Source organism: Pigmentiphaga soli (assembly GCF_039541095.1).
Classification (GTDB): Bacteria; Pseudomonadota; Gammaproteobacteria; order Burkholderiales; family Burkholderiaceae_B; genus Pigmentiphaga; species Pigmentiphaga soli.
This window is the reverse complement of sequence record NZ_BAABFO010000009.1, coordinates 144,331-164,494: the sequence shown is the minus strand read 5'-3', so window position 1 is coordinate 164,494 and position 20,164 is coordinate 144,331. Positions and strand designations below refer to the sequence as shown.

At 72.0% G+C, this 20,164-nt stretch carries 1 protein-coding gene (cut by a window edge); it reads left to right on the top strand.

All coding sequences use genetic code 11. The annotated features are described in order from the left end of the window. Window positions 1-20,164 carry the 3' portion of an LEPR-XLL domain-containing protein gene (locus ABD927_RS11560; protein WP_345249471.1) on the top strand. The gene continues 29,888 nt to the left of window position 1, outside the view, so the window shows 20,164 of its 50,052 coding nt (coding positions 29,889-50,052); the start codon falls outside the window, past its left edge; it ends in the stop codon at window positions 20,162-20,164.

Here is a 20,164-nt window from a genome sequence, read left to right as displayed (position 1 = left end):
CGAGCTCGGCACGGTCGGCAACCTCGTCACGGTCGGCGGCGTCGTCAAGGTCGGCCGCGGCGACGTGACGGTAGCCGCAGGCGGCGCGGTCAGCCAGCAGTCCGGCACCCAGGTGAGGGCCGACGAACTGACGGTGCACGGCAACGGCGCCATCCGGCTCGACCTCGACATCAACAGCCTGACGCTGGAAGCCAGCGGCGCGGCCAGCGTGGCGATCAGCCAGGGCGAGCGCAAGCTGCTGGTGCAATCCGCGCTGGTGGCCGACGGCAGCTTCACGCTGACGGCCGCCGGCACCGTCGACCTGGTCGACGTGTCGCTGGGTTCCAACCGCGCCGGCAACAACATCTCCGTGCAGGCCGCCGGCGACATCCTGGTGCGCCATGCCTCGGCCGGCATCTATCTGGCCGACGGCGACGCGCTGCCGGTGTCGACCGACGCCGACGGCAACCCGGTCACCAAGATCAGCTCGGCCGGCAACATCACGCTGGTGTCCACCGGCGGCTCGATCACCGAGAACTCGGGCGACGACGCGGTCGACCTGGTGGCCAATCTGCTCACGCTGACGGCGGCGCACGACATCACCGGCCTGGAAATCGCGGCCAATTCGCTGCGGGCCGAGAGCAACGGCGGCAACATCGACCTGACCGACTTCGACGGCCAGCACGAAGGCAGCTCCGGGCTGGACGTGATTCTCGCCCGCAGCACCATCACCGCCGGCACCGGCCAGACCGTGGTCAGCGTGCACGCGCAGAACGAGCTGCGCGTGAGCGACACCGGCCTGGTGCAGGGCGACACGATCCGCCTGGTCAGCGACGACAACAGCGTGGTGGTGGACGGCTCGGCCGACGCCGACACGCTGCGCTACACCCGCGGCGTGGTGTTCGATGCCGGGCTGCGCGTCCAGCTGTACCGCTTCTTCAACGCGCCGGAATGGATGGAATACCGCGCCGGCGAATACTTCAGCTTCGGCTCGGACGACGCGGTTACCAAGCTGTTGCCGAACGATCTGACCGCCGACACGCTCATCCTGCAGACCGGCGGCAGCATCAGCCTGAACGGGCACATCAGCGTCAATCGCCACCTGGAGCTGATCTCCGGCCAGAACGTGACGATCGCCGGCGCCATCGACCTCAAGGGCACGCACTACGACGGCACCAGCGCCGGCACGCGCATCGACGAAGTCGTCATCGAGGCGCTCGGCCAGACGAAGGTGATCCAAGTCATCGACGTCGACGAGACCGGCCACCAGGTCGGCACCGACGACGATGCCACCGACACCGGCTTCATCAACCTGCAACTGGCCTCGCTGAACGCCTCGCACTTCGAGCTGCGCGCGCTCAACGACATCTACGTCAAGATCGGTTCCGATTTCGATCTGACCGGCTTCGTCGGCGGCCTGCACAACTACGACTCGGCGCGCAACGTCACGCTCGACGTAGGCGGCAAGCTCACGCTCAAGAGCGGCATCGTGGCCGCTTCCACCGAGGGCGGCCGGCTGCAGCTGACCGCCGGCGAGATCACCACCGACGGCGCGTCGGTGTTCATCTCCGACCGCCTCGACGTGACGACCACCGGCGGCGCCCAGCTCAACACGCTGGTCGGCACCATCCGCGTCGATTCCACCGCCAGCGGCGCGATCAGCATCAACGAGGCGACCGACCTGTACGTGGAGCACGTCAGCGCCCGCGACGGCACGATCGACATCGCCGCCGGCGGCGACATGCAGGTGCGCGAGGTCCGCAACTTCACGGACTTCCACGACATCTCGCTGCGCGCCGGCGGCACCATCTACGTCGACGTGGTCGAGGCCGCGGCGGCGGTCGGCGCCGAGAAGCAGTCCGGCTCGGTCACCGTCGACGCGCGCGAGGGCGTCAAGGAACTCAAGGCCTTCGTCTACGACGAGGACAACAACCTGGTCGTGGGCGGCGACGACTACGACGACAAGGCGGCCGACCTGTACGGCTACCGCGTCACCATCAACGGCGAAGCCCGCTACCTGGTGCTGACCGACCCGACCATGTCGGGTTCGGGCGACGACGTCGAAGTGCGCACCATCCAGGCCGACGGCTTCCACTACAGCCCGGTCAGCACCGTGACCGAACAGTCGCTGCTGGAGGCCGGCGGCGCCATCATCAACATCCAGGGCGACACCACGACGCCGGCCGGCCACTCGGTCCCGCAGGTCAGCATGGTGGTGTTCGGCAAGACGCCCACCGAAGGCTGGACCTACTCGATCGAGATCGGCGGCACGCAGTACGCCGTGACCGCACAGTCCGGCGAGACCGCCGCCGCGCTGCTGGCGCGGCTGGCCTCGGCCATCGAGGCCGGCACCGACATCAACGTCAGCGTCGATGCGGCCAGCCTGACCGTGACGCTCACCGCCGACCATGGCAACACGCCGTTCACCGTGAACGGCGCCGACCTGACGATGCTGGTGCCGACCGTCAACGACGATGGCGTCGCCAACGACTACGTGGTGCCCGTGACCGGCGCCGGCTACGACGAGACCCAGCACAGCAGCGTCACCTTCGACAGCGACAGCTCGCCGGTGGCCGGCAAGACCTACGGCGTGACGCTCGGCGGCCACAACTACGGCGTGCACTTCGGCGAGAACTACTTCGTCGACGTGACCGGCACCTCGGCCACCTCGGCCTCGGTCACCGTCCAGGCGCAGCTGCCGACCACCTCGCTGGGCTCGATTTCGGTGGCCAGCGTCTCCGAAGGCGCCGCGGTCGAGATCGACCTGTCGAACGTGACGGCGTCCAGCGGCGCGCACTACATCCTCACCATCGGCGGCAAGACATTCGACGTCACCGCCAGCAACAACACGCTTGCCAGCCTGGTCTCGGCGCTGACCTCCAGCGTCGACGCCGACAGCACCCTGACGGCGACGGCCAGCGGCAACAAGATCACCGTCAACGTGGCCTCCACGTCGTCGGTATCGATGGCGATGACCAGCCTGCAGAACGTCGACGCCGGCCAGTCCGGCATCACCGCCGGCAGCACCGCCCAGGCCGGCCTGCACGTGGACCTCAGCTCGCTGACCTTCGCCGCCGGCCGCATCTACACGCTTACGATCGGCTCGACCTCCGTCTCGTACCAGGCCACGGGCGGCGACACGATGGACAGCGTGGTCGCCCAGCTGGCCTCGCGGGTCGACGCCACCGCGCTGGGGGCGACCAAGTTCCACTACAGCGTCACCGACTGGGCATCCCTGTCGTCGGCGCTGTCGTCGGTGGTCGAAGCCGGCGAGGCGATCGACGCCACCGCGCTGCAAGGCCGCACGGTAGACCTGTCCGGCCTTTCCGTGGTGGCGGGCCATACCTACACCATCACGATCGGCGGCACGGCTTACGCCTACCAGGCCAAGGCCGACGACACGGCCCTGTCCGTCACCGCCGCGCTGGTCGACCTGATCAGCCCGCACTACACCGTCCAGGAGTCCTACGGCAGCAGCCCGACCGCGGGCGGCGTGCTGACCATCGTCGGCGCCAGCGTCGGCGCCACCGCCACCGACTTCGGCGTCGCCGCGCATGCCAAGACGGTGATCGGCCTGGAAGCCGAAGCGGTCAACACCGCCTTCACGGCCGCCGCGCTGTCGGGCAGCGGCGCCGCGGTCTCTACCGTGGTCACCGACCGCGAGGCCGGCTTCGTGGCGACCCAGGTGTCGAAGGTCGCCTTCGCCGATCCGGCGGCGGCCCATTACACGCTGGGCAACGGCTATGTGTACTCGGTCGCCGTCGGCGACCACGCGTACTCGGTCGAGGTGGGCAAGGACGGCGTCACCGCGAGCTGGTCGTCCATCCTCGGCAAGCTGGCCTCCGAAATCGAGGCCGGCGAGGTCGACGGCAGCAACAACGCGCTGATCGACGTCACAGTCGACGCCGCCACGCGCACGCTGACGCTGACGGCCACGCACGCCAACACCGCCTTCGCGGTCACCGACGCCGAAGTCGCCGCCAACGTGGTGACCGACGTCTCCGGCGGCGTGTTCGTCGACGGCAGCACGCCGGTGCAGGCGGCCGGCACCGACGCCGCGCAGGTGACCCAGCTCGTGTTCAGCGACCAGCCGGACGCGAGCTTCACCTACCAGATCACGGTGGGCGCCACCACCTACACCGTCAAGGCGGGCGACGACGTGCCGGGCTACGGCACGGTCGCCAATACCTGGGCCTCGATCCTGGGCGCCTTCAAGCACCAGATCGACGCCGGCAACGTGGTCACCGCCAGCGTGGCCGACAACGTGCTGACGCTGCAGGCCGACCACGTCAACCAGGCCTTCACCGTGACCGCCTCCGGCCACAGCGACTCGGCCGCGACCAACCTGCAGAGGGACGGCGACTACATCCTGATCGTGCCGGACCGCGCGGCGGGCAACGCCTCGCTCGACGTCACGGGCAACCTGACGGTGGTCGACCTGCCCACCCACCCCGAGGCCGACGAGTCGATCTCGCTGTCGGCGGGCGGCGACCTGGTCATCGTGTCCGACATCGACGTCGGCGACGGCGGCGTGGTGCACCTGTCGGCCGGCCTGGCGCTGACGCTGGGCGGCACCGTCACGGCCGGCTCGCTCGACGTGCGGGCCGGCGAAGACCTGACGCTGACCACCGACGTGGGCGTGCTGAAGGTGACGATGACGGCCGACGGCGACCTCACGATTTTCCAGACCGGGGCGCTGACCGTCACCGGCATCGAAATGCACGGCGGCAACATCACCGTGGTGGCCGACGGCGACATCCAGATCGGCGCCATCACCGGCACCGCGGGCACCGTCAGCATCACCTCGCGCACCGGCAGCATCACGATCGACAGCATGGTCCAGGCCGGCGCCGTCACGCTCAGCGCGGCGAGCGGCGCCGTGGTGGCCGGCACGGCCGGCCGCACCATCGAAGCCGATTCGCTCGACATCACGGCAGGCACCACCATCACGGTCCACGAACTCGACGGCGTGGTCGTGTCGCGCCTGCAGAGCGCGGCCCACTCGGCGGTCGTTATCGACGCCGGCGGCCCGCTGGAAATCGATACCGCGATCTCCACCGCCGGCAGCCAGCAGGTCAGCCTGACCACCAGTTCCGGCCAGCTGACGCTGAACCAGTCGATCACCACCGTGGAAGGCAACGTCACGGTGGCCGGCGGCGGCGGCCTGAAGATGGCCGAGCAGGGCGACATCACCACCGTGCGCGGCAACGTCACGCTGGAAGGCGGAACCGGCCAGATCGACATGACCGGCGACACCATCGTCAACGCCGGCTCCGGCCGCATCACGATGGAGTCCGACGGTTCCATCATGCTGGGCAAGCTGCGCAGCACCAATGCCGAGCTGGACATCACCAGCGGCGGCGTGCTGGACGTGGCCGAGGGCACGACCGACATCATCGCCGCCGATGCCATCCTGAAGATCGTGGCCGACGGCGGCATCGGCGAAGACGGCAACGCGCTCGAGATCCAGGTGCGCGTGCTCGACTTCGTCAACACCGGCTTCGGCGCCGTCTTCATCGAAGACGTCGACGGCCTCATCCTGAGCCGCGTCGACCAGCAGGCCGACGACGTGGTGTCTATCACCGCCCGCACCGGCCCGATCATCGTGGCCGACTACGGCGTCACCTCCGCCTCCGCCACCCACTCGGTATCGCTGTATTCCGGCGGCACGCTCATGCGCGACGGCCAGGCCGTCGGCCTGGCGATCGACGCCCAGGTGAGCACCGCCGGCGGCGGCATCTCGCTGACGGCCGAGGACGGCGACATCGTGCTGGCCGCCGGCGTCCACGTGATGGGCGACGGCGACATCAGCGTGCGCGCCGTCAAGGGCGCGCTGCGCAACGATGCCTCGGCCACCGGCTGGCTGACCGACGGCAGCGGCAACTTCGATCCCGAACTCGATTGGGCGCTGTCGCACGGCAAGTTCACGATGGACGAGCTGACGGGCAAGATCGTCACCGCCAACATCGAGTCCTACAACGAGCCGGTCCATATCGCCAATGGCGTGACGCTGCGCGAGGCGGGCGGCCCGATGCTGCAGACCACCGGCGGCAACCTGAACATCGTCGTGCGCGACGAGGTCGGCCAGAGCGTGGCGGGCTTCACCTTCAGCCCGCTGTCGATCGTGGTCGACGCCGAATCGCTGACGGTGTCCAGCAGCAACCGCGACGAGGTCGTGGTGCTGGCCACCGGCGCGATCCAGGTGTACTCGGACGCGACCGCCAGCGGCTCGCGCGGCGGCCAGACCAGCGTCGCCACGCCCAACGGCGAACAAACCATCTCCAACGCGGTGGACGCCGGCGGGCAGGACATCACCTTCAACGCCAACCAGATCACGATCGCGGCCGACGTGCGCAGCGCGGGCGCCACGCTCACGTTCAACCCGACCGACCCGACCGCGACCATCGTCATCGGCAACGCGGGCGGTTTCTCCACGCTCGACGACGGCGATACGATGCACCTGAGCAACGAATCGCTGGATCACTTGCAGGACGGCTTCGGCCAGATCGTGATCGGCAGCGACCAGAGCGCCCACCAGATCTACCTGGGCGAGGAGGGCGTCGACGGCGACATCAACTTCAAGGACGACCTGGTCATCAACAACCCGCTGCTGGGCGGGGAAATCTACGTCAACCAGGACCTGATCGTCGGCGGCGGCGGTTCGCTGGTGATCAACGGCTCGGGCCATACGACCACGCTGAGCGCCAACGCCCAGGCCGACGGCGACATGACGTACAACGATTCGCTGAAGATCAACGGCAACATCACGCTCACCGCCGGCGTCAACCCCGGGCCGGGCGGCGTCGGCAACATCAACGTCGGCACCTCCACCACCCACTACCTGGACGGCAACGGCGACAGCACGCCCGATACGCTGACGCTGCACGCGCCGAACAACATCACATTCTCGTCGGCGGTGGGCGCGGTCGATCCGCTGGAAGGGCTGTTCATCGACGGCGTCGATCGCAGCGGCACCGTCGACACGCCCAACGACATCACCTTCAACAGCGACGTCACCGTCAACGGCAACCTGGAGATCACCGCCAGCGGCCGCGTGGTGTTCCACGGCGCGGTGGTGCTCAATGGCGGCGACCTGATCATCCACGGCGCCGATACCGTGACCTTCGACCGCAACGTCACCGTCACCGGCGGCAACATCATCATCGAAGGCAACGAGATCAACTTCGGCGGCGGCGCCGAATCGGTGTCGGGCAGCGGCCTGCTGGTGCTGCGGCCGACCGACGTCGGCCTGAACATCGAGATCGGCACGCCCAACGGCTCGGTCACGTCCAACACGCTGAACATCGACAACACCGAAGTGCAGGCCTTTGCCGACGGCTTCAGCAAGATCGTCGTCGGCTACAGCGACGGCGACCACGCGATGGCCGGCGCCGGTTCGGTCCGCATCGCGGGCCTGGCCACCGAAGGCTCGCCCCTGCTGCGCGACAACCTGGAGGTCTACGGCAACAACATAACGGTCGAAGACAGCAGCAGCGCGGCGATCACCGTCCTCGTCGACGGCAACATCAAGCTCGACGCGCTGGGCGACATCAAGATCAACAACCAGATGCAGGCCGGTTTCGACGGCACCGACAGCATCCAGCTGTATTCGTCGGGCGGCGCCGTGTCGCAAGCCAACGTCACTACCGACAGCCGTACCAGCGAGCCGTTGATCGCGGGCGACCTCGACGTGCACGCGGCCACCGGCATCAAGCTGCAGTTCACCCAGGTGGACACCGTCACGGCGGTCAATACCGGCACCACCGGCGACATCGTCATCAGCGAGCTGGCCGGCGGCCACGACCTGACGGTCCTGTCGGCGCATCAGTCCAACGCGGCCGGCAGCGGCAGCATCAGCATCAGCACCGCCGCCGGCGCCCTGACCATCGACCAGGACGGCGGCGGCATCGACGTCGAGGGCACGGGGGGCATCAGCCTCAATGCGGCCGGCGGTTCGCTGGACGTCAGCGACGCGCTGTCGTCCGGCGGCTCGATCTCGATGCAGTCGACCGGCGACATCGCGGTCGCCGGCGACGCCGACCTCGATACGGCCGGCGGCATCGGCGTGAACGCCGGCGGCGCCGTCACCCTGAGCGGCGACCTCACCGCGACGGGCGCGGTGAACGTCGCCGCCGGCAGCACCCTGCTGATGGCCGACGGCGAGACGATCAGCACCAGCGGTGCCGTCACCATGACGGCCGCCGGCACGCTGACGGTCAGCCACATCGCGACCTCGGCCCAGGTCAAGCTCAGCTCGACCGGCGGCGCCATCGTCGATGGCCTGACGGGCAACGGTCCCAACGTGGACGGCGAGGCCATCGCGCTGCAACTGTCGGCCGCGACCGGCATCGGCAGCGCCGGAGCGGCGCTGCAGACCAAGGTGGCCACCCTCAGCGCCACCAACGCCACCAGCGGCGGCATCTTCGTCGACGAAGCCACCGGGCTGGCGCTGACGATCGGCTCGGGCTCCTACGCGGTCGACTCCGCGGGCAGCGACGGCTCGATCGCGATCCGCGCGCTCGACGGCGCGCTGGTGGTCCAGGGCATCGTGCGCAGCACGGGCGCGGTCGGCAACATCCTGTTGAGCAGCGCGCACGTCAGCGGCGCCGCGCCGTCGATGAGCGTGACGGCCGACATCACTTCCGCCAGCGGCAGCATCTCGCTGCAGTCGGCCGCCGGCATCACGTTCGGTAGCGGCGCCAAGGTGCAAGTTTCGAGCGCCGCCAAGACCATCGACATCGCCGCCGCCGACTCGATCGCGATGGGCGCCGATACGCGCATCGTCAGCGCCGGCGGCAACATCCGCATGGACGCGGGCGGCGCGCTGCAGATCGCCACCGTGACCACCGGCTCTTCCACGGCCGGCGCGATCGGCCTGCGCGCGGGCGGCGCGATCACCGACGCCGATGCCGACGCCACCTCGCCGCAGCTGGTCAACATCACCGCGGGCAGCCTGCGCATGGAGGCGGGCGGCGCCATCGGCACCTCCGCCAACGCGATTGAAACCTCGATCGAGATCCTGAGCGCATCGGCCGCCGGCTCGATGTACGTCAGCGAGGCCAACGGCCTGATCATCGGCAGCGTGGCGGCGGTGGCCGTCGACCGCGTGGCCGCGGCCGGCACCACGTCGTCGTTCGACGGCGGCGACGCCATGCTGGCCGGCCTGGCCACCACGGCCAACGGCAACATCGTGGTCAACGGCGGCACCGCGCGCGCCGGCGACCTGGTCGTCAGCCAGGCCGTCACGGCCGGCGGCAGCGGCAACATCCTGCTGGCCGCCAACTGGGCCAATGTTTCGGCGCCGGGCGCCATCAGCCTGAACGCCAATGTCGCCAGCGGCACCGGCAGCATCAGCGTAGTAGCCAAGGGCGCCGTGTCGCAGGCGGCCGGCATCGGTATCAGCACCGGCGGCACCGGCACGGTCGACGTCGAGGGCGGCGGCAACGTCGCCATGGCCGACGGCGCCGCGATCCGGACCGACGGCGGCAACATCCGCGTGGCCGGCGGCGGCACGGTCACCGTGGGCGTGCTCGACGCCCGCAGCGCGGCCGACCGCGGCGGCGACGCGCTCACCGGCCAGGCCGGCTGGGGCGCGGTCAGCATCGTGGCGGGCGGCGCCATCGCCGACAACGCCGGCGAGTCGCCGGCCGGCTCGGTCGACGTTTATGCCGGCACGCTGCGGCTGAACGCCGGCAGCGGCATCGGCGCGGGCGACGACGCGCTCGAAACCGAAGTCGCCGCGCTGAGCGCGGCGGCCGGCACCGGCAGCCTGTTCGTGTCCGAGGCCACGGCCATCGCCACTGGCCAGACGGCCGCCATCTCGGTGGCGCGCGTCAAGTCCGACGGCAGCACCACGTCGTCCACCGTGGGCGACGGCGTGCAGACCGGCCTGTCGGCCGGCGCCAACCTGGTGCTGTTCACCGACGACGGTTCGATCACCATTGCCGGCGACCCCGGCGACGCGTCGGTGGCGGGCGTGAGCGCGGGCGGCAACGTCTTGCTGGACGCCGCCGGCGACCTGCTGGTGCAGGCCGCGGTGGGCACCACCGGCGGCGCGCTGAGCCTGGTGGCCGGCAACGACCTCCTGCTGTCGGCCAGCGCGGCCACGCAGGCGGCCGGCGCCACCATCGAGCTGCTCGCGAGCAACGACCTGACGATGAGCGGCGGCGCCAAGGTGTCCGGCAACGGCGGCGACATCTCGCTGTCGGCCAACTACGACATCACGCTGCAGCAGATCGACGCGGGCACCGGCAACGTGTCCGTCATGGCCGTGCTGGGCAGCATCATCGACGGCGACGCCGCCGATGGCGCCGAGCCCAACGTCGCCGCGGCCGGCCTCGCGCTGCTGGCCGGCGCGGGCATCGGCGAAGGCAACGCGCTGGAGACCAGCGTCACCACCCTGTCGGCCCTGGCCTTCATGGGCGGCGTCTTCATCGCCGAAACCGACGGCGTCACCGTCGGCTTGGTCACGGTGGCCCAGCATGGCGTGGTCGGCGACGGCGGCGTGTCCGACTTCGGCCCCTTCAGCCAGGAAGGCCTCGCCACGGCGGACAGCGGCGCCGTCGTGCTGGACGTGGCCGACGGCGACCTGACGGTCGCAGCCGGCGGCGCCGATGCCGGCGTGTACGTGGGCGGGACCGGCAGCGTGCTGCTGTCGGCCGCGGGCGGCGATATCCATATCGACGCCGGGATCGGCAGCGGCGGCGGCAACCTCAGCGTCCTGGCCGGCGGCTCGATCACCGTGGCCGGCGAGGTCGCCCTGGTCACCGGCGGCGCCGGCACCATCGACGTCGATGCCGCGGGCACCGCCGCCGGCTCCGACGGCGCGGTGCAGATGGCCGCCGGTTCGCTGATGCAGACGACCGGCGGCAACATCCGCGTGGCCGCGGCCGGCAGCGTGACGGTCGGCTTGCTCGATGCGCGCTCGTCCGGCAGCCAGCCGGCCTGGGGCGCGGTCAGCATCGTGGCGGGCGGCGCCATCGCCGACGACGCGGGCGAGACCGGCAACGGCACGGTAGACGTCTACGCCAGCACGCTGCGGCTGAACGCCGGCAGCGGCATTGGCGCGGGCGACAACGCGCTCGAGACCGAAGTCGCCGCGTTGGGCGCGGCGGCCGGCACCGGCGGCCTGTACGTGGCCGAATCGTCGGCCATCGACGCGGGCCTGGCCGGTTCCGTGGAGGTCAACCGCGTGGGCCTGGACGGCACCGCGGCGGGCACGCTGACCGACGCGGCGCAACGCGCGCTGACGGCCGGCGGCGACGTCGTGCTGTGGACTGCCGAAGGCACCCTGACACTGGTCGACGGCGACGGCGACGCCGGCACGCCGGGCGTGAGCGCCGGCGGCAACGTGCTGCTGCAGGCCGGCGGCAGCGCCGCCGACCTGATCCTGGACGACGGCGTAACCGGCACTGGCGGCAGCATCAGCCTGATCGCCGGCCGCGACATCGCGCAGAACGCCAGCGTCGCCGCGCAGCAGGCGGGCGCCACGATCGAAATGATCGCCGGCGGCAGCCTGGCCATGGCCGACGGCACCGTCACCTACAGTACCGGCGGCGACATCGTGCTGCAGGCCGGCACCGACGTGACGCTGGCCAGCGTCGTAGCGGGCGCGGGCAGCGTCAGCATCGAGGCGACCGCGGGCAACATCGTCAGCGGCGCCGCCGCGACCGACGTCACCGCGGCCGGCCTGAGGCTGACGGCTGGCGGCGGCATCGGCGCCGCGGGCAACATGCTCGCCACCAGCGTCTCCACCGTGACGGCGGCAGCCGGCGCGGCGGGCGTGTTCCTGAACGAAGCCGACGGCGCGGCGGTCGGCTCGGTCACGGTCGATGTCGATCACGTGACCACGGCCGGCGCGACCGCGGCCACCAGCCACGACGCGCAGGAAGACCTGGCCACCACCGACGGCGGCGCCATCGTGCTGACGGTGCTGGCCGGCGACCTGGCGGTCGGCGCCGGCACGGCGGGCAGCGTCGGCGTGAGCGCCGGCGGTGCCGGCAACGTGCTGCTGCAGGCCGTGGCCGGCAGCGTGACCATCGGCGCGGCGGTCCGGTCCGGCGGCGGCGACGTTTCCGTGATCGGCGCCGCCTCGGTCCAGCTCGACGCCAACGTCGAAACCTCGGCGGCCGGCACCATCGATATCGAGGCGGCGGCCGGCAGCCTGGCCCAGGCGGCGGGCGCCGCCGTCCTGGCCGGCACGGGCGACATCCGCCTGCACGCCGGCGGCAGCGTCACGCTGGGCAGCGTTTCCACCGCCGGCAATGTGTCGGTGGTCGCCGCCGGCGGGGCCATCCTCGACGCCGACGCGGCGGGCGGCGGCGACACGGTCGACATCACGGCCGCGGGCCTGCGCCTGCAGGCCGGCACCGTGGTCGGCCTGTCCGGCAACCTGCTGGAAACCGCGGTCGGCACGCTGACCGTGGCCGCCGCCAACGCCGGCGGCACCGGCACCGTGGGCATCTTCATCCAGGAGAGCGACGGCCTGACGGTCGGCGACGTGCAGACCACGGTCCGCCGCGTCGACATCGGCGCCGCCACCGCCGACCTGGACGACGCGGCGCAGTCCGACGTCACGGTCACGGAGGGCAACGGCAGCGTGGTGCTGCGCAGCGCCACCGGCGACATCATCCTGGCCGACGGCACCGCGAACGCGGACGGCATCGCCGTCGCCGCCAGCGGCACCGGCAATGTGCTGATCCAGGCCCAGGCCGGCAACGTGCAGGCCGGCGCCAATGCCGACATCACCTCGGCCGGCGGCCACGTCAGCGTGCTGGCGTCCGGCTCGGTCATCTTCGGCGCCGGCGCCGACGTCATCACCACCGGCGCCGGCACGCTCGACATCGAGGCGGGCACGGGAAGCATCACGCAGTCGGCCACCGGCCGCTTCCTGTCCGGCAGCGGCGCGATCCGCCTGCTGGCCGGCCAGGACGTCACCCTCGGCAGCGCGGCCACGGCCGGCAACGTGTCGATCACCGCGGCGGCGGGCTCCATCATCGACGCCGACGCCCCGGTGGCCGGCGCCGACGACGCCGCGATCGACGTGGTGTCGGCCGAGGGCGGCCTGCGCCTGAGCGCCGGCACCGCCATCGGCAGCGCCGCCGACCACCTGGAGACCACGGTGGCCACGCTCAGCGCGAGCGCGGGCGCCGGCGGCATCTACGTGACGGAAACCGATGCCCTGACCGTGGGCGACGTGGCCGTCACCGCGCAGAAGGTCGGCGTCGCCGGCACGGCGGCGGCCGCCGCCGATGCCGCGCAGTCCGACCTCCGCACCACGGCCGGCGACGGCAATATCGTGCTGGTCGCGGGCGGCGCGCTTACGCTGCAAGACGGTTCGCAAGGCGCCAACCAGGCCGTGGCGGCCTCCGGCGCCGGCAACATCCTGCTGCAGGCGGGCGGCCTGCTGTTGGCCAACGCCGACATCGTGTCCGGCACCGGCAGCATCAGCGTGCTGTCGACCGGCACGGTCTCCTTCGTTTCCACCGCCGACATCCGCACCGGCGGCGCCGGCACCATCGACGTCGAGGCCGGCGTCCGCCTGGGCATGACCGGCACCAGCGTATTCGCGGCCGGCAGCGGCGCGATCCGCATGGCGGCCGGCCAGGACGTCGTGGTGGGCCGCGTGTCGACCACGGGCAACGTGTCGATCACGGCGGGCACCGCCGTCACCGACGCCGATCCTCTGGCCGCGGGCGCCAACGACAGCGGGGTCAACGTGACCGCCGCCGGACTGCGCCTGAAGACGGGCACCGGCGTGGGCGACGCGGTCAACCACCTGGAAGTGCAGGTGGATACCCTGACGGCGCAGGCCGATGCGGGCAGCCTCTACCTGCTGTCGTCGGGCGCGGTCGCGATCGGCGACGTCGGCGCGACGGTCAACCGCGTCGGCCTTGACGCCCAGACGGCCGCCAAGGCGGACGCAACCCAGTCCGACCTGCGCACGCTGGGCGGCAACGGCAACATCGTGCTGCGCACCGTCGACGGCGCGATCACGCTGAACGACGGCACGGCCGGCGCCGCCGGCCTGGCCATCGCCGCCAACGGCTCCGGCCGCGTGCTGGTCCAGGCCCAGGGCGCCGGCGCCGGGGTCACGGCCAATGCCGGCATCGCGTCCGGCACGGGCCACGTCACGGTGGCCGCAGCGGGCTCGGCGGCGTTCAACGGCGCGGCGGGCATCGCCGCCGGCGGCGCCGGCACCGTCGACGTCGAGGCGCTGGGCGGCGACATCGTGCAGTCCGCCGGCAGCGCCTTCGGCGCCGGCGGCGACGTCCGCCTGTCGGCCACGCGCGACGTGACGGTGGGCAGCATCGCCACCGCCGGCAACGTGTCGATCACCGCGGGCCGCGCGATCGTCGACGCCGACGCGCCGGTGGACGGCGCCGACGACGGCACGGTCGACATCTCGGCCGCCGGTCTGCGCCTGAACGCGGGCGCCGGCATCGGGGGCGCGGCCAACGTGCTCGAAACCACGGTCGCCACGCTGACGGCCCTGGCCGGCGACGGCATCTATCTGAAGGAAAGCGACGGGCTGACGGTGGGCGACGTGAGCGTGACGGTGCAGAAGGTGGGCACCGGCGCGAACACGGCCGAAGCCGTCGACGCGGCGCAGTCCGACCTCGTGACCACGGCCAACGACGGCAGCATCGTGCTGACGGCCGGCAGCAGCATCGTGCTGGACGACGGCACGGCGACGGCCGACGGCAAGGCGGTGTCGGCCAACGGCGCGGGCAATGTGCTGATCGACGCGCAGGGCGCGGCCTCCGACCTGACGGCCAACGCCGGCATCGCGTCGGCCACCGGCCACGTCACGCTGCTGGCCGGCGGCTCGGCGGCGTTCAACGGCGCGGCGGGCATTGCGACAGGCGGCGGCACGATCGACGTCGAAGCCGGCGGCAGCATCACGCAGGCCGCGGGCAACGCCATGACCGCGGCCGGCGACATCCGCCTCGCGGCGGCGCAGAACGTGACGGTGGGCAGCATCGCCACCGACGGCAACGTGGCGATCACGGCCGGCGGCGCCATCGCCGACGCCGACGCCCCGGTGGGCGGCGCCGACGACGGCGCGGTCAACATTGCCGCCGCCGGCCTGCGCCTGAACGCGGGCGCGGGCATCGGCGGCGCGGCCAACGCGCTCGAAACCACGGTCTCGACGCTGACGGCCCTGGCCGGCAACGGCATCTACGTGAAGGAGACCGACGGCCTGACCATCGGCGACGTAAGCGTGACGGTGCAGAAGTTAGGCACCGACGCGACCGTGACGTCGACCGTCGACGCGGTGCAGTCCGACCTCGTGACCACGGCCAACGACGGCAGCATCGTGCTGACGGCCGGCGGCAGCATCGCGCTGGGCGACGGCACGGCCGCCGCCGACGGCAAGGCGGTGTCGGCCAACGGCGCGGGCAATGTGCTGATCTCCGCCCAGGGCGCGGCGTCCGACGTCGCGGTCGAGGCCGGCATCGCCTCGGGCGCCGGGCACGTCACCGTGCTGGCCGGCCGCTCGGTAACGTTCAACGGCACGGCGGGCATCGCCACCTCCGGCGCCGGCACCATCGACGTCGGCGCGGTGACGGGCAGCCTTGTCCAGGCGGCCGGCAGCGCGTTCACGGCCGCCGGCGACATCCGCCTGGCGGCGGGGCAGGACGTGACGGTGGGCAGCATCGCCACCGCCGGCAACGTGTCGATCACGGCGGGCCGCGCGATCATCGACGCCGACGCGCCGGTGGGCGGCGCCGACGACGGCGCGGTCGACATCTCGGCCGCCGGCCTGCGCCTGAACGCGGGCGCCGGCATCGGGGGCGCGGCCAACGCGCTCGAAACCACGGTGGCCACGCTGACGGCGCGCGCCGGCAACGGCATTTATGTGAAGGAAACCGACGGCCTGGCCATCGGCGACGTGAGCGTGACGGTGCAGGAGGTGGGCGCCGATGCCGACACGGCGGCCATCGTCGAGGCCACGCAGTCCGACGTGGCGACCACGGCCAACGACGGCAGCATCGTGCTGACGGCAGGCGGCAGCGTCGTGCTGAACGATGGCACGGCGGCGGCCGACGGCAAGGCGGTGTCGGCCAACGGTTCGGGCAATGTCCTGATCGACGCGCAGGGCACGGCTTCCGACGTCGCGGCCGATGCCGGCATCGAGTCCGGCAGCGGCCACGTGACGGTGCTGGCCGGCGGCTCGGCGGCCTTCAACGGCGCGGCGGGCATCGCCACCGGCGGCGCCGGCACGATCGACGTCGAAGCCGGCGGCAGCATCACGCAGGCCGCGGGCAACGTCATGACCGCCGCCGGCGACATCCGCCTCGCGGCGGCGCAGAACGTGACGGTGGGCAGCATCGTCACCGACGGCAACGTGTCGATCACGGCGGGCTCGGGCTTCATCCGCGACGCCGACCCGCTGGCGGGCGGCGCCGACGACGGCACGATCAACATCGCTGCCGCCGGCCTGCGCCTGAACGCCGGCAGCGGCATCGGCGGCGCGGCCAACCTGCTCGAAACCCAGGTGGCGACCCTGACGGCGCATGCGGCCGGCGGCGGCATCTACGTGAAGGAAAGCGACGGCCTGACGGTGGGCGACGTGACGGTGACGGTGCGGAAGGTGGGCGCCGCCGGCGTGACGGCGACCGCCGACGGTCCGCAGTCCGACGTCGTGACCACCGCTGGCAACGGCAGCATCGTGCTGTCGGCCGGCGGCGCCGTCGTGCTGGACGATGGCACGGCCTCGGCCGACGGCAAGGCGGTGTCGGCCAACGGTTCGGGCAACATCCTGATCGATGCGCAAGGCGCCGCGTCCGACGTCACGGCCAACGCCGGCATCGCCGCCGGCACCGGCCACGTGACGGTGCTGGCCGGCGGTTCGGTCGTCTTCAACGGCGCGGCGGGCATCGCCACCGGCGGCGCCGGCACCCTCGATATCGAGGCCGGCGAAGGCATCACCCAGGCCGCGGGCAGCACGTTCGCCAGCGCTTCGGGCGACATCCGCCTCATCGCGACGCAAAACGTCGTGCTGGGCAGTATCGCCACCAACGCCAACGTCTCGATCACCGCGCAGGCGGGTTCGATCGCCGACGCCGACGCGCCGGTGGACGGCGCCGACGACGGCAACATCGACATCGCTGCCGTCGGCCTGCGCCTGAACGCGGGCGCGGGCATCGGCAGCGGCGCCAACCACCTCGAAACCAAGGTGACGACGTTGACGGCGCGCGCGGCCGGCGGCGGCATCTACGTGAAGGAAAGCGACGGCCTGACGGTGGGCGACGTGACGGTGACGGTGCAGAAGGCGGGTGCCGCCGGCGTGACGGCGACCACGGAAGGCCCGCAGTCCGACATCGCGACCACGGCCGGCAACGGCAACATCGTGCTGTCGGCCGGCGGCGCCGTCGTGCTGAACGATGGCACGGCCTCGGCCGACGGCAAGGCGGTGTCGGCCAACGGTTCGGGCAACATCCTGATCGATGCGCAAGGCGCCGCGTCCGACGTCACGGCCAACGCCGGCATCGCCGCCGGCACCGGCCACGTGACGGTGCTGGCCGGCGGTTCGGTCGTCTTCAACGGCACGGCAGGCATCGCCACCGGCGGCACCGGCACCATAGACGTCGAGGCCGCCAGCGGCAACGTCACGCAAGCCGCGGGCAGCCTGTTCAACGCCGGCGGCGACATCCGCGTGCAAGCCGGCGGCGACGTCACCGTCGGCGGCATCACCACCGCCGGCGACGTCGCGGTCACCGCGCTGTCGGGCTCGATCATCGACGGCGGCGACGTCTACGCCAACGTGATCGCGGCCGGCCTGCGGCTGGCCGCCGGCGCCGGCGTGGCCAGCTCGGCCAACCCGCTCGATATCCGCGTGGATACCGTCAGCGGCCGCGCGGCGGCGGGCGGCATCTATCTGTCGGAGGCCGACGGCATCACCATCGGCGACGTCTCCGTCACGGTCGGCAAGGTGGACGCGACCGGCGCGGCCGCCGCTTCGACCGACGCCGCCCAGTCCGACCTGCGCACCACCGGCGGCAACGGCAGCATCGTGCTGACGGCGGGCGGCGACGTGGTGCTGACCGACGGCGGCGCCGAAGCCGGCGACGGCGCGGTGGCGGCCGACGGCAGCGGCGACGTGCGGATCGAGACCACCGGCGCCATCCACGCCGATGCCGACGCCGGCATCGCCTCGGGCAGCGGCGACATCGCGCTCGACGCCGATGGCGACGTGCGCACCGGCACGCTGTCGACCGAGGGCCGCACGCAGGTGAGCACGCAGACCGGCACGGCCTACATCGACCAGCCGATCGACGCGCACGGCGAAGATGTCGAGCTGATCGGCAACCACATCGTGATCAGCGCGCCGGTCGCCAGCGACGGCGGCACGCTGATCATCCGGCCGGCCGATCCGACCGTGTCGATCTCGATCGGCGACGCCTCGCTGGGCGCCAGCTATCCGGACTCCCTGTACCTGGGCACCGGCGACCTGTCGCACCTGATGCCGGGCTTCGAGGCCATCGTCATCGGCAACGGCGGGGCGGGCCAGATCATCCGCATCTCCGGCGTCGACGCGCCGGTGGATCTGGCCGATCCGGTCCTGGTCGACGCCACCGGCATCGGCAGCCAGGTCGTGCTGCAAGGCTCGGTGTCGGCCGGCGCGCTGACCGTCCACGGCTCGGGCGCCGGCACCACGGTGTCCGACGCCGACGTCCATGTCCAGGGTTCGGTCGACATCGACGACCGCGTCCTGATCGGCGGCGACGTTTCGGTCGAGGCCGGCCTGGGCGGCGGCGCGGGCGACATCACCTTCCACGGCGCGGTCGACGGCGTCGGCGCGGGCGGCACCGATTCGCTGGTGCTGTCCGGCGCCGGCGGCTCCATCACCTTCTCCGACAGCGTCGGCCAGAGCCAGGCGCTCGACAGCCTGCGCGTGTCCGACGCGGCCGACGTGACCTTCGACCGCGAAGTGCACGTGACCGGCGAGGTCGTGATCGAAGCGTCGGGCCGGGTCGAGTTCAAGGACCTGCTGGCGCTGGACGGCGGCACGCTGCGCATCGTCGGCGCCTCGTCGGTGGTGCTGGGCGCGGTCGAGCTGGGCACCGGCGGCGACCTGTTCATCACGGCCGACACGCTGAGCCTGCTCGGCACGGTCACCGCCTCGGGCGACGCCCACGCGATGCTGGAGTCCAATACCGGCGGCGGCGTGGCGATCGGGGCCGCCGGCCCGGCCGGCGCGCTGCTGATCGGCGGCGACACCCTGGCGCAGCTGCAAGGCTTCGCCCGGGTCGACCTCGGCCACGCGGTCGACGGCCGGGCCACCGCCGATTCCGGCGCCGCCACGGTGGACCTGTCGGTGCTGGCGCAACTGGCCACCGGCCAGCTCGCCATCCACGGCAGCAGCGTCGCGCTGCACGGCAGCGCCTCGCTCGACGTCGGCGACAGCCTGCTGGTCGATGCCGCCGGCGCCATCGCGATGGACGGCGGTTCGTCGCTGGTGGTCGACGGCGCCGCCGTCACGATGGCGGCCACCGGCGGCATCGCGCTCGGCACGGTCGACACCGGCGCCGGCGGCAAGGTGACGCTGGCCAGCAGCGGCGGCGTGATCGGCGATGCCGGCAACGGCAGCGGCCCGAACGTCGTCACCGGCGAGCTGGTGATGCGCGGCTACGGTCCGGTGTGGCAGGGCGGCCAATCGTCGGTCGGCGCGATCGTCGTCTCGGCCGACCGGGTCGACGTCGACGCGCCGGGAGGACTGGTGCTGCGCGACAGCGGCCCCGGCGGCGAAACCGTGTTCAACCTGCTGACCGGCACCGTCACGCACCGCCAGCTGGTGGCGCTCGGCCAGCCCGAACGCGTCACTTCGCCGATCGAGCCCGAGATCGACACCGGCAACCTGGAGGCCGAAGGGCTGGCCTCCGCGCTGTCGGCGCCGTACCTGGGCTCGCGCTTCGCGTCGCCGGCGCTGTCGTCGGTCCTGCCCACCAGCGAAGGCACCCGGGCCTACCTGAACCAGTTGTACGGTTCGGCGGTCCAGCTCGACCTGGCCGACCTCGACTCCGACCCGGACGACTTCGTCGGCCTGGGCGGCGACGCGGCCAGCCAGCTCGAACAGGCCTACCTGCTGGGCTCGCAGTCCTCGCAGCCGATGGCTACCGGCGTCGGCGCCACCGGTACCGACACCTTCGAGTACTGGGACGAGACGCTGGTGCTATAA